This window comes from Streptomyces sp. NRRL S-340, from assembly GCF_000720185.1.
Taxonomy (GTDB): domain Bacteria; phylum Actinomycetota; class Actinomycetes; order Streptomycetales; family Streptomycetaceae; genus Streptomyces.
Window position 1 is genome coordinate 111909 of the sequence record NZ_JOIY01000004.1, and the last position, 19235, is coordinate 131143.

General features: G+C 74.4%; 17 protein-coding genes. 11 read left to right on the forward strand and 6 right to left on the reverse strand.

Annotated elements, in window-relative coordinates; genetic code table 11:
* The first annotated feature begins 105 nt into the window (after positions 1-105).
* From IG64_RS03720 to IG64_RS03760, 9 genes are all read left to right on the forward strand, one after another.
* Entirely contained in the window at positions 106-1005 is a 900-nt protein-coding gene (locus IG64_RS03720) for a hypothetical protein (RefSeq protein ID WP_051812334.1), read from the forward strand.
* Positions 1002-2324, forward strand: a complete 1323-nt coding sequence (locus tag IG64_RS03725; protein WP_037852215.1) for a sensor histidine kinase — start codon at positions 1002-1004, stop codon at positions 2322-2324. Before IG64_RS03720 ends, IG64_RS03725 begins: the two co-directional genes overlap by 4 nt.
* A 249-nt stretch (positions 2325-2573) precedes the next feature.
* Positions 2574-3065, forward strand: a complete 492-nt coding sequence (locus tag IG64_RS03730) for an SH3 domain-containing protein (protein ID WP_037851871.1) — start codon at positions 2574-2576, stop codon at positions 3063-3065.
* 43 nt (positions 3066-3108) lie between these two features.
* The gene (locus IG64_RS03735; RefSeq protein WP_234438376.1) at positions 3109-4530 is read left to right on the forward strand and encodes an FtsW/RodA/SpoVE family cell cycle protein; all 1422 of its coding nucleotides are present in this window, start codon (positions 3109-3111) and stop codon (positions 4528-4530) included.
* Between the two features lie 31 nt (positions 4531-4561).
* Complete coding sequence (locus IG64_RS03740) at positions 4562-6037, forward strand: penicillin-binding transpeptidase domain-containing protein (RefSeq protein ID WP_037851875.1); 1476 nt, start codon at positions 4562-4564, stop codon at positions 6035-6037.
* A 135-nt stretch (positions 6038-6172) separates the two neighbouring features.
* Positions 6173-7111: an AurF N-oxygenase family protein gene (locus tag IG64_RS03745; protein ID WP_037851876.1), complete on the forward strand. Its 939-nt coding sequence runs from the start codon at positions 6173-6175 to the stop codon at positions 7109-7111.
* A gap of 251 nt (positions 7112-7362) precedes the next feature.
* The gene (locus IG64_RS03750; RefSeq protein WP_037852217.1) at positions 7363-8019 is read left to right on the forward strand and encodes a TetR/AcrR family transcriptional regulator; all 657 of its coding nucleotides are present in this window, start codon (positions 7363-7365) and stop codon (positions 8017-8019) included.
* Between the two features lie 10 nt (positions 8020-8029).
* On the forward strand, positions 8030-8335 hold the full coding sequence (locus IG64_RS03755) for a hypothetical protein (protein WP_037851878.1): 306 nt from the start codon (positions 8030-8032) through the stop codon (positions 8333-8335).
* Positions 8336-8437: 102 nt separating this feature from the next.
* Positions 8438-9712, forward strand: a complete 1275-nt coding sequence (locus IG64_RS03760; protein WP_078883769.1) for an NlpC/P60 family protein — start codon at positions 8438-8440, stop codon at positions 9710-9712.
* A gap of 46 nt (positions 9713-9758) precedes the next feature.
* Here IG64_RS03760 and IG64_RS03765 read toward each other — a convergent pair whose 3' ends face one another.
* The 5 genes from IG64_RS03765 to IG64_RS03785 all read right to left on the reverse strand — a co-directional run bounded on the left by IG64_RS03765 (position 9759) and on the right by IG64_RS03785 (position 15922).
* Positions 9759-11024 (reverse strand): styrene monooxygenase/indole monooxygenase family protein, encoded by a 1266-nt coding sequence (locus IG64_RS03765; RefSeq protein WP_037851879.1) that lies wholly within the window; start codon positions 11022-11024, stop codon positions 9759-9761.
* Between the two features lie 135 nt (positions 11025-11159).
* Positions 11160-11816, reverse strand: a complete 657-nt coding sequence (locus IG64_RS03770; protein ID WP_037851881.1) for a GTP-binding protein — start codon at positions 11814-11816, stop codon at positions 11160-11162.
* Positions 11797-12219, reverse strand: a complete 423-nt coding sequence (locus IG64_RS03775; protein ID WP_037851883.1) for a DUF742 domain-containing protein — start codon at positions 12217-12219, stop codon at positions 11797-11799. The genes IG64_RS03770 and IG64_RS03775 overlap by 20 nt, the downstream gene beginning before the upstream one ends.
* A complete protein-coding gene (locus tag IG64_RS03780) occupies positions 12216-12719 on the reverse strand; it encodes a roadblock/LC7 domain-containing protein (RefSeq protein ID WP_037851885.1) in 504 nt (167 codons plus the stop codon). Before IG64_RS03780 ends, IG64_RS03775 begins: the two co-directional genes overlap by 4 nt.
* Positions 12716-15922 (reverse strand): nitrate- and nitrite sensing domain-containing protein, encoded by a 3207-nt coding sequence (locus tag IG64_RS03785; protein WP_037851887.1) that lies wholly within the window; start codon positions 15920-15922, stop codon positions 12716-12718. Before IG64_RS03785 ends, IG64_RS03780 begins: the two co-directional genes overlap by 4 nt.
* A 421-nt stretch (positions 15923-16343) precedes the next feature.
* Here IG64_RS03785 and IG64_RS03790 point away from each other — a divergent pair, with 421 nt between their 5' ends.
* A complete protein-coding gene (locus IG64_RS03790; protein WP_037851889.1) occupies positions 16344-17129 on the forward strand; it encodes a protein phosphatase 2C domain-containing protein in 786 nt (261 codons plus the stop codon).
* A 419-nt stretch (positions 17130-17548) separates the two neighbouring features.
* On the opposite strand, the gene IG64_RS03795 is transcribed toward IG64_RS03790, so the two are convergent.
* The gene (locus IG64_RS03795; RefSeq protein ID WP_037851891.1) at positions 17549-18052 is read right to left on the reverse strand and encodes a MarR family transcriptional regulator; all 504 of its coding nucleotides are present in this window, start codon (positions 18050-18052) and stop codon (positions 17549-17551) included.
* A gap of 280 nt (positions 18053-18332) precedes the next feature.
* Here IG64_RS03795 and IG64_RS03800 point away from each other — a divergent pair, with 280 nt between their 5' ends.
* A complete protein-coding gene (locus IG64_RS03800) occupies positions 18333-19181 on the forward strand; it encodes a lysozyme (protein WP_037851893.1) in 849 nt (282 codons plus the stop codon).
* Positions 19182-19235 lie beyond the last annotated feature (54 nt).

The window sequence follows — 19235 nt, forward strand, 5'->3', positions numbered from 1 at the left end:
CGGCAGCCGTACGCGAGAACGACTTGCCCCCGAATAATACGAATAAGGTGTACGAGGCCGCCCCGGCCATGACCCGCCACCCCGCCGTCCGTCCTCCGGAGAGCAGTGTTCCGCCAACGCCCCGCCCTCGTGACCGCCGTCGTGGCCCTGCTGCTGGCCACGGCGGCCGGCTGCGGCGACGCGGGCGGACTGCGCGCCGCGGGCACCACTGCGACCGCGGTCAGCCCGGCCCGGCTCTGGCCCTCGCTGCGGCCGGCCGCCAGCCCCGCGTGGCCGTACGACGAGGTGCAGATCGAGACGGTGAAGGGGATCGCCGCCCCCGGCGACGACATCCGCGCGGTCGACCCGGTGGCCGTCGTACGGGCCGAGGTCGCCGCGCACCCGGACGACTACAAGGGCGCCAAGGCGCCGTACCGGGACACGGCCGCCCGGCTGGCGGACTGCGGCGCGGGGCCGGGCCGGGGCGGCTGCCCGGTCCTGCGGCCGTACTACCGCGACCTCACCGGCGACGGGCGCGTCGACCTGACGCTGGGTTTCCGGCTGTATCCCACCAACCAGACGGCCGTGCGGGTGTACACCTTCGAGGGGCACCGGCTCGTGCAGGTCTTCGCCAACGACGACGCGGTGATCGGCGTGGAGCTGGCCGGGCGCGCCGTGATCATCCGGTCGCCGGCCGGGATCGCCGGGTACGAGTACCGCACGACGTGGACCTGGGACCCGGACCAGCGGGCGATGGTGTTCTCCCGCGACGAGTTCCTGCGCACCGGTCCGCACAAGCCGACGCGCGCCCACACACCCGCGGCCACCGCCGCGCCCTCCCCCGTGCCCCGGCCGACACCGACCCCCGGCCTGACCCCGTCGGCCGCCTCTTCCGGACCGGACCCGGCGTCCGGAGCCGATGCGGCAGCCGGAACAGGTGCGGCGTCCGGCTCCGGCCCGTGGGCCGGTTCCGGTCCGGCGGCCTCCTCCTCGTCGTCGACCGCCTCGTCCGCGAGCGGCCGATGACGAGGAGGGTGCCGCTCCCCCGGTGGACCGGGACGCTCGCCGTGAAGGCCGCGGCCTTCATCACGGTGATGTGCTGCGCGCTGGCCGCGCTGCTCGGCATCCTCGTGCACGTCTCGGTGACCGACCAGACCGTCGGCCAGGCCCGCGAGCTGGCGCTGGCCCGGCTGAAGGACGCCACGAGCGCGTTCGAGTCCGGGGACACGCTGCTGCCCGGCGCGGGCGTCGACCCGGAGGGGCTGCCGCCGTCGCTGCGGCGGCTGGCGGCGAACGGGCAGCGCGGCACGGTGGTCGGGCGGCACCACGGGCGGCCCACGATGTGGGCGGCCGGCCCCGCCGACCACGGCCGGACGCTGGCCGTCGAGGTCGACTACTCGCAGCAGGCGCACACCATCGCCGGTCTGGACAACGCCATCCTGTGGTCGTCCGGGCTGGCGATCGGGGCGACGCTGCTGGTGGGGGCGTTCGCGGTGACCCGGGTGACCCGGCGGCTGCACGCGACCGCGCTGGTGGCCCGGCGGATCAGCACGGGCGACCTGGACGCGCGGGTGCACGACCCGCTCGCCCGGGACCGCACCCGTCCGCAGGACGAGGTGGCCGCGGTCGCCGCCGCGCTGGACTCGATGGCCGCCTCGCTCCAGGGCAAGCTGATGGCCGAGCAGCGGTTCACCGCGGACGTGGCGCACGAGCTGCGCACCCCGCTGACCGGTCTGCACGCGGCGGCCGAACTGCTGCCGCCGGGCCGTCCGACGGAGCTGGTGCGCGACCGGGTGGCGGCGCTGCGCACGCTCACCGAGGACCTGCTGGAGATCTCCCGGCTGGACACCGGGCGGGAGCGGCCGGCCCTGGACGCCGAGCACCTGAGCACGGTGGTGCGGCGGGCGGCGCGCGCGGCGGACGCCACGGCCGGGGACGGCACGCGGGTCAGGGTCGTCCGGGACGTGTACGTCGAGACGGACCGGCGGCGGCTGGAGCGGGTGCTGGGCAACCTGGTGGCCAACGCGCACCGGCACGGCCGGCCGCCGGTGGTGCTGACCGTGGACGGGCCGGCGGTCACCGTCCGCGACCACGGCGACGGCTATCCGGAGTACCTGCTGGAGCACGGGCCGCAGCGCTTCCGCACGGAGGGCGGTGCGACCGGGCACGGACTCGGGCTGACGATCGCACGGGGCCAGGCGGAGGTACTGGGCGCCCGGCTGGAGTTCGCCAACGCGGCGGACGGCGGCGCGATGGCGACCCTGACCCTGCCGCAGAGCCCGCCGGGGACGGCGGAGCCCCCTGCACAGAGCTCCGGACCGCCCCCGTCCGCAGACGGGTCCTGACGGACCGGCGCCGGGTCCCTGCCGGACCCACCGGCTTCCTGGCGGCCTCGCGCTGGGCTCCTGACGGGCCCCCCACGGCTTCCCCGGCGGCTCGTCGCGCGCTCCCGCCCGGTCCCTGGCGGCATTTCAGGTGACGTCCTCCCCGCCGCCGCAGCGTGGCGGGACGCCCCCGGCGTCCGCGCTCCTAATGTGGCGGTAAGTCAGATAAGTCCGCCCCGGCGGACTTCGTCGCCCCGCTGGAGGTTGTCCATGTCCCTGCGTTCCCCGCTCGCCCGGCTGGCCGTGACGGCCGCCGTCGGCGCCCTCCTGGCCGCCGCCGTCGCGCCCGCCGTCGCCGAAGCGGACGGCCACGGCACCCCGGCGGTCACCCCCGGCCCGGGCGGCGGCGCCGCCACACCGGCCGGCCAGGCCCACCCCGCCGCGCCGGCCGGCACCGCCACCCCCGCGCCGGCCGGCTCCCCCGCCACCACCCCGGCGCCGAGCAGCACCCCGGACTCCGCCACCCGCTTCTACCGGGGCCGTGTCACCGCGCGCGGCGGCCTCGCGCTGCGCTCGCGGCCGGACCGCGGCAGCCGGGTGCTCCGGGTGGCCCGGCAGGGCGAGACCGTGTGGATCTACTGCAAGACGAACGGCTCGAACGTGGGCGGCAACCACCTGTGGTACCTGCTCGCGGACGGCACCTGGGCGTGGGGCGCGGCCCGTTACATCGACAACGTCGGGCCCGCGCCACGCTGGTGCTGACCCACACGGCGTCCGATATGCATCTTTTAGGTAGATTTCGGTCATGACCAAGGCCGGAACCACCGGGGGCCCCGGGAGCGCCGGGAGCCCCGGAAGCCCTGGCCCCGCCGGAGCCACCGTGGCGGCGGCGGGCCCGCCCGCCCCGGGCGCCGCCGTCCGCCTCCCCCGGCGCCGCGGCATCGAACTCGCCCTCATCGTCCTCGCCGTCCTGCTGTCCGTGTACGGCTACTGCGCCGTCGGCCTGGCGAAGTCCGGCACCCTCCCGCCCGGCGCCGCCGGTTACGGCGCCGGGCTCGGCGTGCTCGCGCTGCTCGCGCACGGCGCGGTGCGCCTGCGGGCGCCGTACGCCGACCCGCTGCTGCTGCCCATCGGCGTGCTGCTGAACGGGCTCGGCCTGGTGCTGATCTACCGCCTGGACCTGGAGACGCCCGGCGAGGAGGCGGCGCCCGTGCAGTTGGTGTGGTCCACCCTGGGCGTGGCGCTGTTCACCCTGGTCGTGCTCGTGCTGCGCGACCACCGCTGGCTCCAGCGGTACGCGTACGTCTGCGTCGTCGCCGCCCTCGCGCTGCTCACGCTGCCCATCCTCTTCCCCGCCGTGAACGGCGCCCGCATCTGGATCCGGCTCGGCGGGTTCTCCTTCCAGCCGGGCGAGTTCGCGAAGGTGCTCCTCGCGGTGTTCTTCGCCGCCTACCTGGCCGCCAACCGCAGCGCGCTGGCGTACACCGGCCGCCGGGTGTGGCGGATGCAGCTGCCCACCGGCCGGGTGCTCGGGCCGGTGGTCGCGATCTGGCTGCTGAGCGTGGGCGTGCTGGTGCTGGAGCGCGACCTCGGGACCTCGCTGCTGTTCTTCGGGCTGTTCGTCGTGATGCTGTACATCGCCACCGGCCGCACCGGCTGGATCGCCCTCGGGCTGCTGCTCGCGGTGGCCGGCGCCTTCGCCGTCGGCCGGCTGGAGCCGCACGTGCACAGCCGGGTGGCGGAGTGGCTGCACCCGTTCGCGTCCATCGAGGCCGGCCAGGGCCCCGGCCAGGTCGCCCAGTCGCTGTTCTCGTTCGCGGCGGGCGGGCTGCTCGGCACCGGCCTGGGGCTCGGCCACTCGGTCCTGGTCGGCTTCGCGGTCAAGTCGGACTTCATCCTGGCCACCGCCGGGGAGGAACTGGGCCTGGCGGGCCTCTCGGCGGTCTTCCTGCTGTACGCGCTGCTCGTCGAGCGCGGCTACCGCGCGGGCCTCGCGCTGCGCGACCCCTTCGGCCGGCTCCTGGCGGTGGGTCTGGCCTCCATCGTGGCGCTCCAGGTCTTCGTGATCGCGGGCGGCGTGACCGGCCTGATCCCGCTGACCGGCATGGCGATGCCGTTCCTGGCCCAGGGCGGTTCGTCGGTGGTCACCAACTGGGCGATCGTGGCGCTGCTGATCCGGGTCAGCCATGTCGCGCGGCGGCAGTACGACGGGACGGTGGCGCCGTGAGGGGCGGGCGGGACGGTTCGGAGGCCGTCCGGTGACCCGGCACATCCGGCACGCGGCCGCCTTCTGCGTGCTGCTGCTGGTGGCGCTGCTGGTGAACACGGCCTGGCTCCAGGTGCTCCAGGGCCCCTCCTACGGCGGCAATCCGGCCAACCGCCGCCCCACCATCGCCCGGTACGAGCAGCCGCGCGGCGAGATCCTGGTCGGCGGCCGGCCGGTCACCGGCTCCCGGGACACCGGCGAGCAGCTCCGCTACGAACGGACGTACGCGGACGGCCCGTTGTACGCGCCGGTCACCGGCTTCGCCTCGCAGCGCTACGGGACGACGTTCCTGGAGCACGCCGAGGACCGGGTGCTGGCGGGCACCGATCCGATGCTGGCCGGGTTCCCGCTGTGGCACGACTTCACCCGGGGCCGGCCCGCGGGCGGCAACGTGGTGACGACCCTGAACGCGGCGGCGCAGCGCGCGGCGTTCGACGGACTGGGCGCGCGCAAGGGCGCGGTCGCGGCGGTCGAACCGGCCACGGGCCGGATCCTGGCGCTGGTGTCCACCCCCTCGTACGACCCCGCGGAGCTGTCCGGGAACGGGCCCGCGGTGGCGGCGGCCTGGGCGCGGCTGAACGACGACCCGGAGAAGCCGATGCTGAACCGCGCGGTGCGGCAGACGTATCCGCCCGGTTCGACGTTCAAGGTGGTGACCGCGGCGGCCGCCCTGGACGCGGGCCTGGTGACGGACCTGGACGCGCCGACCGACTCGCCGGACCCCTACCGGCTGCCCGGCAGCACGACACGCCTGGTCAACGAGGCCGACGACTGCGAGAACGCGTCGCTGCGCCTGGCCTTCGAGCGGTCGTGCAACACGGTGTTCGCCAAACTCGGCGTGGACGTCGGCGCACAGGCCATGCGGCAGGCGGCGGAGGGCTTCGGTTTCGACGACCCGGACCTGAAGGTGCCCTTCTCGGTCACGCCGAGCACGTTCGACGCGCCGGCGGACCGGGCGCAACTGGCGCTGTCGTCGATCGGGCAGTACAACACGCGGGCGACGCCGTTGCAGATGGCGATGGTCGCGGCGGCGGTCGCGGACGGCGGGCAGGTGCGGGTGCCGTACCTGGTGGAGCGGACCACGCGCCGGGGCGGGGACATCGTCTCGGCGGCCGGTTCCCAGCCGGTGCGGCAGGTGATGCGGGCGACGACGGCGGCACGGCTGCGGGAGCTGATGTGCGGCGTGGTGACCGACGGCACCGGCGGCAACGCGGCGATCCCGGGCGCCGTCGTCGGCGGCAAGACCGGCACCGCCCAGCACGGCGTGGGCAACACGGGGACGCCGTACGCCTGGTTCATCTCCTGGGCGCAGGGCGTCGGCGACATGGCCCCGCGGGTGGCGGTCGCCGTGGTGGTGGAGGACGCCTCGGCCCGGCGCGGCGACATCAGCGGCGGCGGTACGGCGGCCCCGATCGCGAAGGCGGTCATGGAGGCGGTGCTGCACACGCCGGGGACGCCGGTTCCGTAGACGCCGGGTCAACAAGTCCGGTCCAGGGGATTGACGGGCTTGCTGACAGGCAGTCTCATAAGAGGGGAGGAACTGACTCCCCGGTAACCAGCCGATCCAGCCGGCCACATGCCCGTACGACGAGGTGGGACAGCCATGACGACCGTGACGGAAGCCGACGCGCTCGCCGGACTGCGCGACGCGCTCGGACTGCTCAAGGACCGGGAGCAGGTGGCCGAGCGGCTGCTCGACTCTTCCGCCAAGCACTCCTTCGACCCGGACAAGGAACTGGACTGGGACGCGCCCTTCGAGGAGGGCAAGTGGTTCTGGCCGCCGGAGCTGGTGTCGCTGTACGGCACGCCGCTGTGGAAGCGGATGAGCGAGGAGCAGCGGATCCTGCTCTCCCAGCACGAGGCCGCCGCCCTCGCCTCCCTGGGCATCTGGTTCGAACTGATCCTGATGCAGCTGCTCGTCCGGCACATCTACGACAAGTCGGCCACCAGCGCCCACGTCCGGTACGCCCTCACCGAGATCGAGGACGAGTGCCGGCACTCGAAGATGTTCGCCCGCCTGATCACTCGCGGCGGCACCCCCTGGTACCCGGTGAGCCCCGTCCACCAGCACCTCGGCCGGCTCTTCAAGACCATCTCCACCACCCCCGGCTCCTTCACCGCGACCCTGCTCGGCGAGGAGGTGCTCGACTGGATGCAGCGGCTGACCTTCCCCGACGAGCGGATACAGCCGCTGGTCCGCGGGGTCACGCGGATCCACGTCGTGGAGGAGGCCCGCCACGTGCGCTACGCCCGCGAGGAGCTGCGCCGCCAGATGGTGACGGCACCGAGGTGGTCCAAGGAGTTCACCCGGGTCACCTCCGGCGAGTTCGCCCGGGTCTTCTCCATCGCCTTCGTCAACCCCGAGGTGTACACGAACGTGGGGCTGGACAAGCGCGAGGCCATGGCCCAGGTGAAGGCCAGCGGCCACCGGCGCGAGGTCATGCAGAACGGCGCCAGGCGGCTCACCGACTTCCTCGACGACATCGGGGTGCTGCGGGGCGTCGGACGGCAGCTGTGGCGGTCCTCGGGCCTGCTGGCCTAGGTCCTGTCGTCAGATTCCCGTCGCCCGGAGGGCGGCCCCGCGGCGCCCGGCGCGTGCTCCGGCGCGCCGGGCGGAAGTCCGCGTACTGGGCGTACCCGGGCTTCCGTCCGGTGCGCGAGAGGGCCTGCCGGGCCTCGCGGGGCAGCCGGGAACGCGACGACAGGGCCCGGCCCGCCGCGGACGCGCGGTGGCGCGGGAACGGGCCTGATCGGCACGGCCGTGCGGGGCGGCCACCGATTACGCTGCTGGTCATGAGCCCTGCCGCCCCGACCCCCGCCTACCGCCGCCTCAGCGTCGAGGAGCGGCGCGCTCAGCTGCTCGAAGCGGCCCTGTCCCTCTTCGCGCACCGGGCGCCGGAGGAGGTCTCGCTGGACGACGTGGCGGAGGCCGCCGGCGTGTCACGGCCGCTGGTGTACCGGTACTTCCCCGGCGGCAAGCAGCAGCTGTACGAGGCCGCGCTGCGCTCCGCCGCCGACGAGCTGCGGCACTGCTTCGACGAGCCGCGCACCGGCCCCCTGCTGCCCCGCCTCGCCCGCGCCCTCGACCGCTACCTGGCCTTCGTCGACCAGCACGACGCCGGGTTCACCGCGCTGCTCCAGGGCGGCAGCGTGGTCGAGACGTCCCGCACGACCGCCATCGTGGACGGGGTGCGCCGGGCCGCCGCCGAGCACATCCTCAGCCACCTGCGGGTGACCGACCCCGGGCCACGGCTGCGGATGACCGTGCGGATGTGGATCACGGCCGTGGAGGCCGCCTCCCTGATCTGGCTCGACGAGGACAAGCAGCCACCCCTCGGGGAGCTGCGGGACTGGCTGGTCGAACAGTTCGTGGCCGTGCTGACGGTGACTGCCGCCCGTGACGCGCAGACCGCCGCCCTGGTCCAGGGCCTGACCTCGGCGGATGACTGACACTGGTGCCGTGAAGAGCGAACAGACCCCGTTCGAGGGCGGCCCCATGGACGGCCGCGTGCTGCCCGTGCTGGTGGGCCCCACCGGCCACCCGCCCAAGACGTACCGCATCCCGGTCCCGGACCCGGCGGGCGGCCCGCCCACCGTGCTCGTCTACCGGCGGGTGCCGCGCGGGCAGAGCAGGAGGCTGGGGCTGCCGCGGGGGTGGAAGTACGAGTTCGACCCGGAGGGGAAGGACGGCCGGCCGAAGTGGCCGTGGTCCCGTCCGACGCCCCCGAACGGCCCGGAGGGCAAGCCGGGTGACACCGGCGGGTGACCGTGTTGCGCCGGCCGGCGTACAACGGGCACACAAATCGGCTCATACGTCGAATCCTCACGGTGTGGAGCGGAGAGGCCGCCCCGCGCCGGAGGTGATGACGTGTCAAAAAGGGCGCTGCGCCTGGTGTGCACCGCGGCGATGGCGGCCCAGGCCGCCCTCGTGCCGGTGACCGCCGGTGCCCAGCCACGGCCGGCCGGCCCCGGGCAGGGGCCGGGGCAGTCGTCGCAACAGCCGGCCCGGCAGGCGCCGGAGCAACCGGCCCGGCCGTCGTCGGGCGGGGCGCCGGGGCAGCCGTCCGGGCAGCCTTCCGTCGCCGCCCTGCTGACGGACTTCCAGGCGTTGTACCAGCAGGCCGAGCAGGCCACCGAGACCTACAACGCCGCCGCACAGCGGCTGGAGCGGCAGCGCGCCGAGACCGACCGGCTGACCGCCGCCCTCGCCCGGGCCCGGGCCGCCCTGCACGACGGCCGGGCGGCGGCCGGACGGCTGGCCCGGCAGGAGTACCAGGGCACCAGCGACTTCTCCCCCTACCTGCGGCTCATGCTGGCCCGCGATCCGCAGCACGCGCTGGAGGAGGGCCACGTCATCGGCCAGCTGGCGCGGGAGCGGTCCGAGACGGTGGCCCGGCTGACGGCGAGCGAGAGGAAGGCGCAGGACCTGGCGCGCGCCGCCCGCTCGGCGCTCGACGCCCGCCTCGCCCTCGCCCGGCAGCAGCAGCGGGCCCGCGACGACGTCCGGACCAAGCTGCACGCCGTCGAGAAACTGCTCGCCTCGCTCAGCCCGGCGCGGCTGACGGCGCTCGCCGCTCTGGAGGAGGCGCAGATCGCCCGGGCGCAGGACAGGCTCCTGGCCTCGGGCGCCCTCGGCGGCGACCGGCCGCCCACCCCGCAGGGCGAGGCGGCGGTGCGCTACGCGGTGGACCAGCTCGGCAAGCCGTACCAGTGGGGCGCGACCGGCCCGGCGGCGTACGACTGCTCGGGCCTGACCTCGCGGGCCTGGGGCCAGGCCGGTACGCCCATCCCGCGCACCAGCCAGGAGCAGTGGGCCCGGCTCGCGCACGTACCGCTGAAGGAACTGCGGCCCGGCGACCTGGTGGTGTACTTCCCCGGCGCCACGCACGTCGCCCTCTACCTCGGCCACGGCCTGGTGGTGCAGGCGCCCCGGCCGGGCGCGCGGGTGAAGGTGTCGCCGCTGGCCGCCAACCCGGTACTGGGGGCGGTGCGGCCCGACCCGGCCGGGAAGCCCCTGCCGCGCTACGCGCCGCCGAGGCTCCCCGCACTCCCCCGGGACCCGGCCGGGGGACCGGCCGGGGGCGGGCCGGCGACCGTGGGACCGCCCGCGGACTTCGGTCCGGCGGAGCCCGCGGTCCTGTAGGGGCCCTGGTCGACCGGGGCCTGCGGCCCGGCCCGGACGGAAGACCCTAGGCTGCCGGGCCGGCGGCGGCGACCTCGGCCAGGTAGGCCTCCGTCTTCGCCGGCTCGTAGAAGAAGTTCTCGAAGTCGGCCGGGTCGTTGAAGGCGTTGGCGAAGCGGTCGGCGACCGGCTGGAACCGGACGCCGGCGCCGAGCAGGTTCAGGACGTGCTCCGGCGGCGGGGCCAGCATGGCGTTCGTCCACTTGGTGACGTGCTGGGCGGTGTTCCAGTAGCGGTCGAACGTCTGCTGCATCCACTCCTCGTCGAACGGCTTGTCACCGTGTTCGAGGATGGAGGCGAGGTAGGCGGCGGCGCACTTGGACGCCGAGTTGGAGCCCTGCCCGGTGATCGGGTCGTTGGCGACGACGACGTCCGCGACGCCCAGGACCAGGCCGCCGCCGGGCAGCCGGCCGACCGGCTTGCGCACGGTGGGCGGGTAGCGGCCGGCGAGGGTGCCGCCGGCGTCGGTGAGTTCGACGTGCGCGGTCCGCTCGTACTCCCAGGGCGTGAACCTGCGCATGAGGTCCAGCGTCAGGGCCAGGTGCTGAGCCGGGTCCTTGACGCCCTGGAAGGCGTCGAGCGGACCGCCGGGTATGCCCTCCCAGAACAGGATGTCGGCGCGGCCGGAGACGGTGTACGTCGGCATGACGAACAGCTCGCCGACCCCGGGGACCACGTTGCAGCGGACCGCGTCGAACTCCGGGTGCTCCGGGCGCGGGCCCAGACCGTGCACGTACGCCACCGCCAGCGCGCGCTGCGGCGTGCTGTAGGGGGACCGCTCGGCGTCCCGCTCGAACATCGACACCAGCTCGCCCTTGCCCGCCGAGACGAGGACGAGGTCGTAGGCGCGGGAGAAGTAGTCGAGGTCGCCGACGGCCGCGCCGTGGATGACGAGCTGGCCGCCGCGCTGCGCGAAGGTCTCCATCCAGCCGGCCATCTTCACCCGCTGGTCCACCGACTGCGCGTACCCGTCGAGGCGGCCCAACCAGTCGATCGCGCGCTGGGTGGGGCCCGGGTCGTGGGAGCCGGGGGCGGCGACCGAGACGCCGAGGCCCTCGATCCGCGGGGCCTGGGTCTCCCAGAAGTTCAGCTGCAGGTCGCGCTCGTGCTGGAGCGCGGTGTGGAACATGCACTGCGTCGACATGACCCGGCCGGAGCGGATCTCGTCCGCGGTCCGGTTGGACATCAGGGTGACCTCGTACCCGTGCGACTGGAGGCCGAGGGCGAGCTGGAGACCGGACTGGCCGGCCCCCACGACGAGTATCTTGCGCATGCGGGTGGTGCCTCCTACGGCTGTGGGACTGCTCGAAGGATCGTGCTCGGCAGATCGTGCTCAAAGGAGCGTGCCCGGAGGATCCGGGCCGCGGGGATCACGCTCGGCGGACCCTTCGGCGGATCGTGCGGCGGCTCATTCCGGGGTCTCCTCGAGGGCGTGGGCCACGAGGGCCAGCAGCGTCTCGACGGCGGAGATCCTGCGCCGCGCATCCATGATCATGACAGGTATGTGCGCGGGGACGGTGAGCGCCTCCCGGACGTCCTCCGGTTCGAACAGCTCGCTGCCGTCGAAGTGGTTGACCGCCACGACGTACGGCAGCCCGCAGCTCTCGAAGTAGTCCAGCGCCGGGAAGCAGTCCTTCAGCCGCCGGGTGTCGGCCAGCACGACGGCACCGATCGCACCGCGCACCAGGTCGTCCCACATGAACCAGAACCGCTGCTGGCCCGGCGTACCGAACAGGTACAGCACCAGGTCGTCGTCGAGCGTGATCCGGCCGAAGTCCATGGCGACGGTCGTGCTGACCTTGCCCGGGGTGGCGGTCAGGTCGTCGGTCTCGGCGCTCGCCTCGGTCATCAGCGCCTCGGTCTGCAACGGCGTGATCTCCGAGACGGCGGTGACCAGCGTGGTCTTGCCCACGCCGAAGCCACCGGCCACCACGATCTTCGTGGCGATCGGGGCCCGCGTACGGTCCGTCTGCCAGGGCCGCAGCGACTCGTCCGGCTCGTCGAGCGGGGCGGCGCCGGGGACGAAGGCGGAGACGGCGGCGGAGTCAGAGACGGCGGAGTCCACTCAGCACCCTTTCCAGCAGAGCGCGGTCCGGACGGCCGGTGCCGTGACCGGTCCCGGTTCCGTACACACGGATCTTTCCCTGGTCCGCGAGGTCGCTCAGGAGCACGCGGACCACACCGAGCGGCATCCTCAGCAGCGCGGCGATCTCGGCCACCGTACGCATCCGGCGGCACAGTTCGACGATGGCCCGCATCTCCGGCATGACCCGGGTCGACAGCGGGGCGCTCGTCAGTTCCCTGCGCTCCTCGGCGGGTTCGAGCGCGGCGGTGCTCGCCACGAACGTCTCCACGAGCAGCACGTGCCCGAAGCGGGTGCGTCCGCCGGTGAGCGAGTAGGGGCGCACGCGGGCGGGTTTTCGGTCCCCGCCGCGGACCGGAAGCTGCTGCCGGGGCACACCGCTCATCGGGCACTCCCGGCCGAATCGGACTCCAGGGACTTGCGCAGCTCGCTGCGGAGTTCGGGCGTCAGAACGTGTCCGGCGCGGCCCACGAAGAGCGCCATGTGGTACGCCACCACGCTCATGTCGCACTCCGCGGAGCCGTGCACGCCGAGCAGCGAACCGTCGCTGATCGACATCACGAACAGACTGCCCTCGTCCATCGCGACCATCGTGTGCTTGACCGCACCGGACTCCATCAGCCTGGCCGCCCCGGCGGTGAGGCTGCCGATGCCGGAGACGATGGTGGCGAGGTCGGCGGCGGAGCCGCGCGGCCCGGCCGGGGCCGCGGAGCGTGGCCTGCGGGCCTCGCTGTTGCGGCCGGGGTCGGAGGAGAGGAGCAGGAGGCCGTCGGAGGAGACCACGGCGACCGATTCGATGCCGGGCACCTCCTCGACCAGATTGGTCAGCAGCCAGTGCAGGTTGCGGGCCTCACTGCTCAGTCCGAAGGTGGTGGGCGCTGTCAACTGCTTGCCTCCTCGACTGTGCCCCCCGTGGATTGCTCTGCTTGCGTGCGGGTGGCCGGCGTCGGCCGGCGGTTCTGGGCGGTCTGGTCCGCGATCTCCGCCTCCACATCGCGGTAGCCGGCCTGGGCTCCTCGGCGGAAGCCGCCCAGGCGGCGGCGGAGTGCCTCGGCATCCACCGAGCCGGTGCGCTGGCGCGGGGCTTGGGCGGGTGTGGTGATTCTGGGGGTGCGCTTGGGAAGACCCTTGGCGGTCAGGGTCTCTTCGGACGCCCGGGCGTGCTCGGCGCCGTCCGGGTCCGGCTCCTCGTCACCGGCCGCACCGGGCGCGGGGGCCGCGTCCGGCGTAGGGGCGGGCGCGGGGGCCGCGCCGGGCCAGGGCGCCGGCTCGGGGGCCGGGGCGGGAGCGGGGCGTCCAGCGGGTGCGGGGGCCTGCTGGGAGGCGGCCTCCGTCGCGGGCGCCGCTCCCGGCCACGGCGCCGCCGTCCCGGACGCGGCGGACCCACCGGGCAGGGAGGACCCCCCGGGCGCGGAGACCGTCCCGGTCCCGGACGTCGTCCCGGACGCGGGAGCGAGTCCCGGCCAGGGCGCCGTCTCGGCCGCGGAGGCCGCCCCGGAGGGGGACGCCGTCCCGGACGCGGAGGCGTCCTGCGGTGCCGGTGCCGCCGGGTCGGGGTGGCGGCGTGCCGTCTCGTGCGGCGCGGCGGTGTCCCGGTCCCGGGCGGGCTCCTCGACGGCGCCCCGGTCCGCGGCCGGATCCGCCGCGGTGTCGCGGTCCGGCTCCCCGGCGGCGCCCCGGTCGCCGGCGGGCCCGGCGGGGGCGTCCCGGTCCGGAGCCGGGGTCGGGAGCAGCAGCTCCATCGTCGTCTCGGACGGGGACTCCTGCGGTGTCGTCTCCTGTGTGCCCTCGGCCGCCTCGGACTCCCGCACCGCCTGCTCCGCCAGGGCGACCAGCGGGTCCGCGCCGCCGTCCTGGGCGCGGGCGTGCAGCACGTTGGAGTTGGCCTCGGCGTCGGCGCCGGGGAGGGAGAAGGTGCCGGTGCCGCCCTCGCCGGGACCGGCCGCAGGGACCGCGGACGCGGGGGCGGGGGCCAGCAGCGGCTGGGGGACGACGACGACGGCCGCCGTGCCGCCCTGCTTCTGCTCGCGCAACTGGACGCGCACGCCGTGCCGGTGACCGAGGCGGGCCACCACGTACAGGCCGAGGCCCAGGTCCTTGGCGTCCTCCTCGCCGTCCTGGTGGTAGGCGGCGTCCGGGCCGGGGTCGGCGAGGCGGGCGTTGAGCCGGGTCAGCCGCTCCCCGTCCACGCCGATGCCCTCGTCCTGGACGGAGAGCATGATCTCGCCGTTCTCCAGGAGCCAGCCGGAGACCTCGACGGGCCGGTCGGGCGGCGAGAAGGAGGTGGCGTTCTCCATGAGTTCGGCCAGCAGGTGGGAGAGGTCGTCGGCGGCGAAACCGGCCACGTGCGCGTGCGGGGGCAGCGCGGCGATGCGGACCCGTTCGTAGCGTTCGATCTCGCTGACCGCGGCGCGTACGACGTCGACCAGCGGGACCGGCCCGGCGTGCTGCTGCACGTGCTCGGTGCCGGCCAGCACGAGAAGGTTCTCGCTGTGCCGGCGCATCACCGTGGCGAAGTGGTCGAGTTTGAAGAGCGTGGCGAGGCGGTCGGGGTCCTGCTCGCGCTCCTCCAGGCTTTCGATGACGGTGAGCTGCCGCTCGACCAGGCCCAGGGTGCGCAGCGCCAGGTTGACGAAGGTGGAGCCGATGCCGGCCCGCATCCGGTCCAGCCGCGCGGTCGCGTCGGCGAGTTCGGCGCGCAGTTCCTCGCGTGCGTCGGCCATCTTCTGCCGCTGGCCGACCAGGTGCTTGCGGTCGGCCTCCAGGGTGGCGACGCGCTCGGCGAGCGCGGCGGCCTGGGTGTGCAGGGCGTTGACGGACCGGACGACCTGGGCGTACTCGTCGTTGCGGCCGGTGAAGCGGATCGGTTCCTCGGCGGCGAGGTCCTCGGCACCGGCCAGGCGGGCGGAGCCCAGGCGCAGGACGGCCAGCGGCCGGGTGAGGGTGCGGGCCAGGGCGGTGGCGATGCCGACGGCGAGGAGCACGAGGGCACCGAGCAGGGCGATCCGCAGCTCCAGCGCGGTGACGTCGTCGTCGCGGAGTTTCGCCAGGTCCTTGGTGCGGTGGTCGTAGAGGGAGGACTCGGCGCCGCGCATCAGGTCGATCCGGGCCGTGAGGGCGGTGTCGGCCTTCTTGGCGCTGGTGGCCAGGTCGGAGTCGGACAGCGTCGGCTGGTCGGTGAGCTTGGCCAGGTAGGCGGTGGCCGAGTTGACCTCGGGACCGGTGACGGTGGAGTCGTAGGAGTCGCGGGCCGCCTCGGGCGCGGTCTCGCGGAACGCGGCGAGCGCGGCGTCGGAGCGGACCCGGGCCTGCTGGGCCGCGGCGCTGAGGGCGTCACGCAGCTTGGTGCCGGCCTTGGAGGAGTTGGTCGTCTCGGCCGGCACACCGGTGACGGGGTCGTAGACGGTCCGCGTGGTGTACGGCACGTTCAGGGCGGCGAGCAGCAGGCCGCGGGCGGCGGCGGCCTGCTGGACGGCGGTGTCCAGTTCGGCGAGGGCGTGCGCCCCGGAGCCGGCCCGCGGGGGCGTCCGCTCGGCCAGTTGCCCGGCGAGCCGGTGCAGTTCGGCGATGGTGGCGGAGTACGCCTGGTGGGCCTGGAGGGCGCTGCTCTGGCCGGTGAGCGCCGAGCGGCGCACGGCGGCGATGCCGTCGAGGTCCGTGCGCAGCCAGGCCGGCGTGCCGGGGTCGGCGCGCAGCTCGTCGACCTGGCGGTCCACGCGGGTGCTGCGCTGCTCGGAGGGCGCCTTGGACCTGGGGCGGCCGGCGGCGACGTAGGAGGTGACCTCGTCGCGTTCGTCGGCGAGGGAGTGGGCGAGGGCGAGGGCGTCCTGGGTCTGTCCGGCGAGGGTGACCAGGTGCTGCGAGTCGCTCAGCCGGCCGGAGGCGTCGATCACGCCGGGCGCGCCGGCGCCGGCCACGACGGCGGCCACGACGGCGACGGAGACGACGAGGCGGTTGCGTACGTGCGTGGGGCGGCCCTTGCCCACCGCCGTGGCGGGGGGGACGGCGGAGGGTGTGCCGGTCGTCCGCTCGGGTCCCTTCGCGGTGGCCGTCTGCTTGCCTGTGCGCCGAGGCCGCTTCTTCTGCACCGGTGCTCGCATTCCTGTACTCGTGTACTCATGGGCCCGGGTGGCGCCTCGTCAGCTGGTGCGACTGGTGCGTCCACCCTCCCCCGGGCTCCCGCCGTCCGTGTGGCGCGAGCAGGGGGCCTGCATCGGTCTCCGACCCTCCCAGTGCCGGTGGGCAGTGGTCCCGCATCGTCCGACCGGCCACCCGAAGGAGTGAACATCGGAGGGGAGTTGGCGGGCAAGTTCCTCCGGCGAGTGCCAGGGTGCCGTACGGCGGGCCGGTTGGACGTCGGCGGCAGGCTTTGGCAGGATTCGCCGCCACGCCTTCCCGGAGTGCTCCAATCCGCCTCAAATCAGGCGCCTGACCTGCGACCCTGCGTCAATTCCAAGGCGGATGGCCTCCTTTGGCGGATCATGTGAAGGCCTGGTGCAGACTGGCCGGATGCGAACTGAGGTTGTTTCGGAGCCGGGTCTGCCCGATCACCCGAACGAGGACTTCGCCGCCTTCGCCCTGCCCGCCGACGGGCAGGGCGGGTGCCTGGTCGTCCTGGACGGGGTGACCCCGCCGCGGGAGACGGGGTGTCTGCATTCGGTCCCCTGGTTCACCTCCAGGCTCGGCGGCGGACTGCTGGAACTGACCGTTTCGCGGCGAGATCTGACACTTGCGGAGGCCCTCGCGCGCACGATCCACGGCACCGCGGAGGCTCACTCGCTCACCTGTGACCTTTCTCACCCCCGCACGCCGCAGGCAACCGTGGTGGCCGTACGGTGGTCCGCCGGTTCGGTCGAGTACCTGGTCCTGTCCGACTCGGCGCTCCTGCTGGAGTCGCCCGACGGCCTGGTCACCCCGGTCCTGGACGACCGGCTGGCCCGGCTGCCGCGCGCCGCGCTGGCCACGGACGCGCTGGTCGACGCCACCCTGCGCAACAAGGAGGGCGGCTTCTTCACCGCCGCGGCCGACCCCTCGGCGGCGGAGCGGGCGGTGACGGGCACCGTGCCGCGTTCCCGGGTCCGGGCCCTGGCGGCGCTCACCGACGGGGCGGCGCGCTGGGTGGAGAAGTTCGGCGAGGGCGACTGGGCCCAGTGCTTCGCCCTCCTGCGCAAGGAGGGGCCGCAAGCCCTGGTGGACCGCGTACGTCTGCTGGAACGCGCCGACCGCGAGGAACGGACGCGTCTCGGCCGCAGCAAGACCCACGACGACGCGACGGCGGCGTTCGCGGAGCTGTGAGCGGGGGCGCGGCCCACCCGACGGTGAGGGGGCATCCCGCCGACCGGTGAGAGGGCGGGGCCGGCGAGCGGTGGCGCGGCGCCCGGGCTGCGGGCGGCGCCAGGCGGTGCCGCCCTGGCAGCGTCACGCGTGGCGGCGTGGGCCGGTCGTGTCACTCGCGGCGCAGGACGCGTGATGGCACCCCACCGGACCACTCAGCGCACGAGGGCCGATGGCCCCCCGCGGGGCCACTCACGGCGCACGACGGCCGATGCCATGGCGCCGGGCCCCTCACGGCGCGGGGCCGGCGCTGTCACTTCACCGTGCCGCTCCCGGGGCGACGCGGGCGGCGCCAGGGGGTCTCCCCCTCACTCACGGCCCGGGGCCGGTGTCACCCGGTCGTGTCACGCGCGGCGCGAGGTCGTGTCACTCCGGCCGTGTCAGTTCTCGTGTTTCTCCATGACACCGTTCAGCTCGTGCAGCAGGCGGGCCAGTTCGGCGACCTCGCGGCGGTCCCAGTGGTCGAGCTGTCTGACGTAACGTCCCCGCCGGGCATCGCGCACCTTGCCGACCCGGCGGCGGCCGTCGTCGGTGAGCGCGATCAGCCAGGCCCGCCCGTCCGCGGGGTCCGGCTCGCGCGCGACGAGCCCCAGCTCCTCCAGGGCGCGCAGCTGACGGGACATCGTGGCCTTGCCGACGCCGATGTAGGCGGCGAGTGCCGTGGCGCGCTGGCTGCCGCACTCGTCCAGCCGGACCAGCAGTCCGTACGCCGAGGACTCCAGTTCCGGGTGCACCTCACGGGCCATCTCGGCCTGGCTGGCCCGGGCGCGCCGCAGCAGTACGGTCATCTCCCGTTCCAGGGAGAGGAACTCGCGGTCCACACCACCGGGCGCCGCGGCGCCGGGCTCGGCGGGCCGCTGCTCGCCCTTCGCGTCTTCGTGCACGTCAACCCCTGCCTGGAGTGTCGCCGGTCCTGAAAGTTTCCGCCGCTCGCCGCCATCGCCGCAGCTTGGTCAGTATTTCGCAGGCGTAGACCAACGGCGGACTCCGGGCCCCCTTCCCAGAGTCGTTCTACGTGCGTAGCGTCTTGCCCAGGCACTGAATGGCATGCCCACGCCATCGGACTCCCCGGCGGGTCTCCCCAGGCCCGCGCTCCCCTCGTGCGACCGTGGGCCATGCCCGCGTTTCCCCCCACCGAGCACCACCGAACTTCGGAGGCACGTGATGCCCGTGCACAGATCCGGAACGGCCCGCATGCGGCGGCTGACCGCCGCGGGAGTCCTGCTCGCGGCGTTCTCCTTCTTCCTCACCAGCCCCTCCTCGGCCGACACAGGCGCCGGCAGCGGCGCCGCCGACGGCACCACGCCCGCCCGCGGCTCCGCCTACATGGGCATGGGCGTCGCGGCGCACGACGGCCGCAGCGGCACGCCCACGACGGACTCCGCCACCCAGACCGAGGGCGTCGACGTCAGCGGCTACCAGGGCAACGTCGCCTGGTCCACCCTGTGGAACAGCGGGGTGCGCTGGGCGTACACGAAGGCGACCGAGGGGACGTACTACACGAACCCCTCCTTCACCCAGCAGTACAACGGCTCCTACAACATCGGGATGATCCGCGGTTCGTACCACTTCGCCACCCCGGACACCACCAGCGGCGCGACCCAGGCCAACTACTTCGTCGACCACGGCGGCGGCTGGTCCAAGGACGGCAAGACCCTGCCGGGCGCACTCGACATCGAGTGGAACCCCTACGGCGCCGCCTGCTACGGCAAGTCCACGAGCGCGATGGTCAGCTGGATCGCCGACTTCCTCAACACCTACAAGGCGCGCACCGGCCGTGACGCCGTGATCTACACGGCCACCAGCTGGTGGACCCAGTGCACCGGCAACTACGGCGGCTTCGCCTCCAGGAACCCGCTGTGGATCGCCCGGTACGCCTCGACGGCGGGGACGCTCCCGGCCGGCTGGAGCTACTACACGATGTGGCAGTACACCTCGTCCGGCCCGACCGTCGGTGACCACGACAAGTTCAACGGCGCGCTGGACCGGGTGCAGGCCCTGGCCAACGGCTGAGCCGCGGCCGGCGGCCCACCCGCCCCCGTACGCGGGCAGACGTACGCGGCAGGG